The organism is Variovorax sp. 20P10.2.4 (genome assembly GCF_058244205.1).
On sequence record NZ_JBZAYE010000416.1, the window covers coordinates 1 to 6,689 of the forward strand.

The window sequence follows — 6,689 nt, forward strand, 5'->3', positions numbered from 1 at the left end:
ATGATGCCGGCCGCACCCGCGTCGAGCAGCCGGCCGATCACGCCGTATTCGCGTTCGGGCACGCGCACGAAGGGCACCAGGCCGATGTCGAGCGCGGTGGCGCAGATGGCGCCGGCCGCGTCGATCGGCATCGCGCTGTGCTCGAGGTCGACCCAGATCGCATGGTGGCCGCTGGCCTTGGCCAGCCGCGCGATCTCGGCGCCGCGCGCATGGCGCACGCCGAGCGCGGCCACCCATTGGCGGCGCGCGAGCCGCTGCATCACGGGGCTGGTGCTGCCGGCGGAGGCCGGCGAAGGGGTGTCTCTTGTCTCCATGGCGGCGACTGTAGGCAGTCGGCCTTATATTTGGAAATACTGATTGGTCACAGATTTCCATACGCAGGAGATATCGATGGAACTACGGCATCTGCGTTATTTCGTGGCGGTGGCGGAGGAGCTGAACTTCACGCGCGCGGCGCAGCGGCTGCACATGGCGCAGCCGCCACTGAGCACGCAGATCCGCCTGCTCGAGGAGGAGCTGCAGGTGCGCCTGCTCGACCGCGACAAGCGCCGCGTGCACCTCACGCAGGCCGGGCGCCACTTCCTCGAGCGCGCGCAGGCGATCCTCGCATCGGTGGAGTCGGCCAAGGGCGAGGCGCGCGACGCGGCCACGGGCGGCATCGGCAAGATCGCGCTGGGCTACACGGCCTCGTCGATGCTCTCGGCCACGCTGCCGGCCGCGATCCGCGAGTTCCAGGCCGCGCATCCGCGCATCGCGCTGGCGCTGCACGAGATGACCTCGCTCGATCAGCTCGACGCGGTGCACGGCCACCGGCTCGACCTCGGCATCCTGCGCCATCCCAACGTGCCGATCCCCGCGGGCATCGCGATCGAGGCCTGGTACCAGGCGCCGCTGATGGTGGCGGTGCCGGCCACGCATGCGCTGAGCCAGGCCCCGGTGCGCATCGCCGACCTGCGCGACGAGCCGTTGATCCTCTACCCGCGCCATTCGGGCATCGGGCTGTACTGGAAGGTGCAGGAGCTGTGCTCGAAGGCGGGCTTCCGCCCGCGCATGGTGCAGGAGGCGCGCGACGCCTCGACCATCGTCGGCCTGGTGTCGGCCGGCGTGGGCCTCGCGATCGTGCCCAGCGGCACCGAGTCGATCCGGCTCGAGGGCGTGGTCTACCAGCGGCTGCGCGAGAAGAGCGCCGTGTCGGCGCTGCACCTGGGCTACCGCGAGGCCGACCCGAACCCGTACCTGGGCCTGCTGCTCAAGCAGCTGCGGCGTTCGGCACGGGTCTGAGAACGTGTTTGTGATCTATTCATGGTGCCCGTTGCCCCGCAAAGCTGGCAGGTGCAAGGCGCAAAGCGCAGCCGGGCTGGTGGCCCGGCGAGCATTTGCAACGCCGCAGATGCCAGCTTTGCGGGGCAACCCTTCGGGCAAGGCAGCAAAGCGCCGCACTCGTCGTTGCGCACCTTGTCCAGGCATCAGCCTGGACGGCGGCGCGCGCCTAGATTGCGACGCTTTGCTGCCTTGCGGGCACCATGAATAGATCACAAACACGTTCTGAGCGGACTCAGGCCGGCACGGCGTCGATGTTCGGCCGGTCCCAGTGCCGGTGCTTCGCGATCGCGGCGACGAAGTCCTGCGCGATCTGCTGCGCGGCGCTGGCGTCGCCGAGGTTGGTGACCGGCGTCGCCGCCACCACCACGCCCGGCGGCAGGCTGTCGGCCGGCGTGTCGGCGGCGATGCCCAGGGTGGAAAGCAGTTGCACGCCCTCGCCCACCGTGCACACGGCCTTGCAGTGCTTGAAGGCCTCGAGCACGAAGTGCACCGCGTCGCCGCTGGCGGCGAGCGCGCGCGCGCCCTCGGCGCCCGCGGGCACCAGCACCGCGTCGAACATCACCGAGGGCATGTTGGCGAAGGTGGCATCGGTGTCGACCTGGCGCTTGGAGCCGCTGACCACCGAACCCAGGCGCGGGCCCACGACCTTGCATTGGGCGCCGGCCTGCTCGAGCGCTTCGCGGATCGGCTTGAGCGAGGCCGAGTCGATGCCGTCGGCCACCAGGATCGCGATCTTGCGGGTGCGGATCGAGCCGTCGCCGGTGCCCGCCATGCTGAGCGCGGGCGATTCCTCGATCGGCAGGTGGATGCGGTGCTCGCGGAAACCCGCGCGCCCGGCCGCGGCACGCGCATCGGGCTCGCCGATGCCCAGCGGCTCGGCCACGCGGCGCGCCAGCTTCTCGTCGACGTGCGCGAGGTTGTCGACCATGCGCTGGCGGATCGCCGGCACCTCCACCTTCGACAGCTCGAAGCGGAAGGCCGCGACGATGTGCTCCTTCTCGGGCGCGCTCTGGCTCTCGAAGAACAGGCGCGCCTGCGTGAAGTGGTCGTCGAAGGTGTGGCTGCGGCGGCGCAGCTTGGGCGCCTCGTAGTCGGCGTCGGGATAGCTCTGGAAGCCGGCGCTGTCGCCGTCCACGCGGAACTCGGCGCCCGTGCCCAGGGTGTTGGGCTCGTAGGCGACCTGGCCGCGCGCGATGGTCTGGCGGTGCATGCCGTCGCGCTGGAAGTTGTGGAACGGGCACACGCCCTTGTTGATCGGCAGCTCGTGGAAGTTGGCACCGCCCAGCCGCGAGATCTGCGTGTCGGTGTAGGAGAACAGCCGGCCCTGCAGCAGCGGATCGTTGGTGAAGTCGATGCCCGGCACCAGGTGGCCCGGGTGGAACGCCACCTGCTCGGTCTCAGCGAAGAAGTTGTCGGGGTTGCGGTTGAGCACCATGCGGCCGATCTTCTGCACCGGCACCATCTCCTCGGGGATCAGCTTGGTGGGGTCGAGCAGGTCGAAGCCCAGCGTGCCTTCCTTGCCCTCGGGGATCATCTGCACGCCGAGTTCCCATTCGGGGAAGTCGCCGTTCTCGATCGCCTCCCAGAGGTCGCGGCGATGGAAGTCGGGGTCCTTGCCCGCGATCTTCTGCGCCTCGTCCCAGGCCAGGCCGTGGATGCCGAGCTTGGGCTTCCAGTGGAACTTGACGAAGTGGCTCTCGCCGCGCGCATTGACCAGGCGGAAGGTGTGGACGCCGAAGCCTTCCATCATGCGCAGGCTGCGCGGGATCGCGCGGTCGCTCATGGCCCACATCAGCATGTGGGTGGTCTCGGGCATCAGCGAGGCGAAGTCCCAGAAGGTGTCGTGCGCGCTCGCGGCCTGCGGCATCTCGTGGTGCGGCTCGGGCTTCACGGCATGGATCAGGTCGGGGAACTTCATCGCGTCCTGGATGAAGAACACCGGCACGTTGTTGCCCACGAGGTCGTAGTTGCCTTCGCGGGTGTAGAACTTGACGGCGAAGCCGCGCACGTCGCGCACGGTATCGGCCGAGCCGCGCGAGCCGGCCACGGTGGAGAAGCGCACGAACACCGGCGTCTTCGTCTCGGGGTCCTGCAGGAAGTCGGCGCTGGTGAACTGCGACATCGACTTGTAGACCTGGAAGTAGCCGTGGGCGGCCTCGCCACGCGCATGCACCACGCGCTCGGGGATGCGCTCGTGGTCGAAGTGCGTGATCTTCTCGCGCAGGATGAAGTCCTCGAGCAGCGTGGGTCCGCGCCGTCCGGCCTTCAGCGAGTTGTGGTTGTCGGGGATCCGCAGGCCCTGGTTGGTCGTCAGCTCGGCCCCGTGGTCGAGCGTGAAGCCCTCGAGCTGCTGCTGCTTGGCATCGCTGGCGTCCCCCGCTTTGGAAGTCTTGGCGGGCTTGGCGCGCCGGGCGGCGGCCTTGTTCTGTGGCGTCATCGAGGGGCTTTCAAGGTGTCGTGAAGGGAGCTCAGGCTCATCCGGCGCCGCCGTTGTCGAGAAGCATGTCCAGCACATTCACCACGGCGACCAGGCAGATGCAGCCGGCGACGGCGGCAACGGACCAGATCAGGATCTCGTCGCCCCAGTTGGTGGCGAACGAGTCGAACAGCGACGAAAACTCCATGATTCCCTCCAGCAGACCGGTTGAACGCGCCCGTACGACCTGTCGAAAGATCGCTGGCCAGGACTTGCGACATCTCCCCGCCTGGCTTCGGATACGAGCGGAAACGAAGCGTAGGGTCGGCACCGCGCGAAACCCGTAGTGGCGCCCCGCCCCCGTCTGTGGGAGAGCGGGCGCCCCTGCGGTAGGAAGGCACCGACAGCGCGACGGCCTACGACCGATGCGCGCGTTGACCCCGCGCGCGCGGGGGTCGCAGGCCCCAAGATCGGCATTGGGGAATCTCCCCCGCGAAAGAACCCATGCTCATCCGGATCGGCTACGACATCGAGCTCGCGCTCGCCACGGCCCCCATCGCGCCCACCGCGCTGGTCTACATGCTGCAGGTCCATCCGTCGCGCGTGGCGGACCTGCGCGGCGGCGGCGAGCAGCTCACGATCGAGCCGCCGCTGTTCACCGACCACTACTTCGACGCCTTCGGCAACGCCTGCGCCCGCGTGCAGATCCCCGCCGGCGTGACCAACGTGCGGCTGCGCAACCAGGCCGTGATCGCCGACCCGGGCACGCCCGACCCGGTGGACCGCGGCGCCGTCGAACACGACCCCGCCGCGCTGCCGGTGGAAACGCTGGCCTTCCTGCTGCCCAGCCGCTACTGCGAGGTCGACAGCGAACTGCTGCAGTTCGCCTGGGACCGCTTCGGCGCCGTGGCCCCGGGCTGGTCGCGCGTGCAGGCGATCTCGGATTTCGTGCACGGCCACCTGCGCTTCGACTACGCCAATGCGCGCTCCACGCGCACCGCCGCGCAGGGCCTGCGCGAGGGCACCGGCGTGTGCCGCGACTTCGCGCACCTGGCGATCACGCTGTGCCGCTGCATGAACATCCCGGCGCGCTACGTGACCGGCTACCTCGGCGACATCGGCGTGCCGCCGGTGCGCTCGCCGATGGACTTCAGCGCCTGGTTCGAGGTCTACCTCGGCGACCGCTGGCACACCTTCGACGCGCGCCACAACCAGCGCCGCATCGGCCGCGTGACGGTGGCGCGCGGGCGCGACGCGGCCGACGTGCCGATCACGATGATGTTCGGCGCGCACACGCTGGCGCGCTTCGACGTGACGACCGAAGAAGAGCGCTAGCGCCGGCGGCCCGCGGGGCCGGCCTTGTGGCACATTCAGGCGCCGCCCCACGAACCGCAAGCCGCGCATGAGCCACCTCGACCTGAACCTCGTTCGCGTGTTCGTCGCGATCTACGAAACCCGCAGCGTGACCCATGCGGCCGAGCGGCTCGATGTCACGCAGTCGACCGTGAGCTATGCGCTGGCGAAGCTGCGCAAGGTCTACCTCGACCGCCTGTTCTCGCGCGGCAGCGACGGCCTGGTGCCCACGGGCATGGCCGAGCAGTTGTTCCAGCGCTTTCGCGAGGCGCTGACCATGGTCGAGGGCACGCTCGAGCAGAACGCCAGCTTCGATCCGCTGCGCTCGACGCGGCGCTTCCGGCTCGCGATGTCGGACATCGGCGTGCTGTACTTCGTGCCGCCGCTGCTGCGCCGCTTCCAGGAGGTGGCGCCGCGCATCGAGATCGAGATCGCGCAGATCTCCGACACGCTGGGCGAGGAGCTGTCGACCGGGCGCCTGGACATGGCGGTCGGCAACATCCCCTCGCTGGGCTCGCCGATGCACGGCGCGCTGCTGTTCCGCGAGCACTACGTGTGCCTGATGTCGGCCAGCCATCCGAGCATCGGCGAGCGCATGAGCCTCGCGGCCTTCTCGGCGGCGCGCCACGTGATGGTGTCGTCGCCGCGCTCGGGCCACTTCCTGATCGAGGACATGCTGGCCGAGCGCGGCATCAACCGCAACATCGTGGCGCGCGTGCCGCAGTTCACCGTGCTGCCGCAGCTGCTGTCGCAGAGCGACCTGCTGGTGCTGCTGCCCTCGCGCGTGGCCGACCTCTACGTGCGCCAGGGCGGGCTCAAGGCGCTGCCACTGCCCGTGCCGTTGCCCGACTTCCAGGTGCAGGCGCACTGGCATGCGCGCCACGAGTACAGCGCGGCGCACCGCTGGCTGGTCGACGAGATCGTGCGCACGCTCGGCAAGCTCTAGACCAGATAGCGCCGCACGGCCTCCTCGTCCCACGCGATGCCGGTGCCGGGCTCGGCCGGCGCGGTCGCCATGCCGTCCTCGAAGGCCAGCGGCCGCGCCAGCACCGGCGCCGCCAGGTCCATGCGCTCGAGCAGGTGGGCCGTTGGCGTCACCGCCATCAGGTGCACGCTGACCTCCTGGAAGATGTGGCTCGACATCGGCACGCCGTGCGCCTGCGCCAGCGCGGCGGCGCGCAGCCAGCCGGTCACGCCGCCGATCTTCATCGCATCGGGCATCGCGAGGTCGCAGGCGCCGGCCTGCAGCGCCTTGGCCATCTCCTCGGGACCGCACCAGTTCTCGCCCATCTGCAGCGGCAGCGCCACGCGCTCGCGGATGCGCGCGTGGCCCGCGTAGTCCTCCTGCAAGGTGGGCTCCTCGACCCAGCCGATGCCCTCGTCCTCGAGCGCCCGGATGCGGCGCACCGCCTCCGGCACGCTCAGGCCCTGGTTGTAGTCCACCAGCAGCTCGACGCGCTCGCCGACCACGGCGCGCAGCGCGCGCACCACCTCGAGGTCCTCGGCCAGCGTGGCATGGCCGATCTTGGTCTTGATGGCGCGAAAGCCCTGCGCCACCGCGAGCGCGGCGCGCCGCGTGCCGAGCGCGAGGCCGTCC

At 69.9% G+C, this 6,689-nt stretch carries 6 protein-coding genes and 1 pseudogene; 3 read left to right on the forward strand and 4 right to left on the reverse strand.

The genetic code is table 11. The features are described from left to right. Nucleotides 1-314 (reverse strand): HpcH/HpaI aldolase family protein (locus AC27VN_RS28810; protein WP_490878748.1); only part of this gene is annotated, 314 nt, incomplete at its 3' end. A 76-nt stretch (nt 315-390) separates the two neighbouring features. Between AC27VN_RS28810 and AC27VN_RS28815 the strand changes: the two genes are divergently transcribed. Beyond that, a complete protein-coding gene (locus tag AC27VN_RS28815) occupies nt 391-1,281 on the forward strand; it encodes a LysR family transcriptional regulator (RefSeq protein ID WP_490878749.1) in 891 nt (296 codons plus the stop codon). 274 nt (nt 1,282-1,555) lie between these two features. Here the strand turns inward: AC27VN_RS28815 and katE are convergent. After that, a pseudogene (katE, locus tag AC27VN_RS28820) lies at nt 1,556-3,766 on the reverse strand (catalase HPII); the annotation flags it as partial. Between the two features lie 31 nt (nt 3,767-3,797). Continuing rightward, a complete protein-coding gene (locus AC27VN_RS28825; protein WP_177239491.1) occupies nt 3,798-3,947 on the reverse strand; it encodes a hypothetical protein in 150 nt (49 codons plus the stop codon). A 296-nt stretch (nt 3,948-4,243) separates the two neighbouring features. Between AC27VN_RS28825 and AC27VN_RS28830 the strand changes: the two genes are divergently transcribed. After that, entirely contained in the window at nt 4,244-5,074 is an 831-nt protein-coding gene (locus AC27VN_RS28830) for a transglutaminase-like domain-containing protein (RefSeq protein WP_490878750.1), read from the forward strand. Between the two features lie 67 nt (nt 5,075-5,141). Then, the gene (locus AC27VN_RS28835) at nt 5,142-6,038 is read left to right on the forward strand and encodes a LysR family transcriptional regulator (RefSeq protein WP_296781686.1); all 897 of its coding nucleotides are present in this window, start codon (nt 5,142-5,144) and stop codon (nt 6,036-6,038) included. Here the strand turns inward: AC27VN_RS28835 and AC27VN_RS28840 are convergent. Continuing rightward, nucleotides 6,035-6,689: enolase C-terminal domain-like protein (locus AC27VN_RS28840; protein WP_490878751.1), on the reverse strand; the 655-nt coding region annotated here is incomplete at its 5' end. The two genes, AC27VN_RS28835 and AC27VN_RS28840, sit on opposite strands and share 4 nt — an antisense overlap.

Excerpts from the sequence above, each read along its gene's own strand:
- AC27VN_RS28815 (WP_490878749.1), top strand. The coding sequence starts at position 391 with ATGGAACTACGGCATCTGCGTTATTTCGTGGCGGTGGCGGAGGAGCTG.
- AC27VN_RS28825 (WP_177239491.1), bottom strand. The coding sequence starts at position 3,947 with ATGGAGTTTTCGTCGCTGTTCGACTCGTTCGCCACCAACTGGGGCGAC.
- AC27VN_RS28830 (WP_490878750.1), top strand. The coding sequence starts at position 4,244 with ATGCTCATCCGGATCGGCTACGACATCGAGCTCGCGCTCGCCACGGCC.
- AC27VN_RS28835 (WP_296781686.1), top strand. The coding sequence starts at position 5,142 with ATGAGCCACCTCGACCTGAACCTCGTTCGCGTGTTCGTCGCGATCTAC.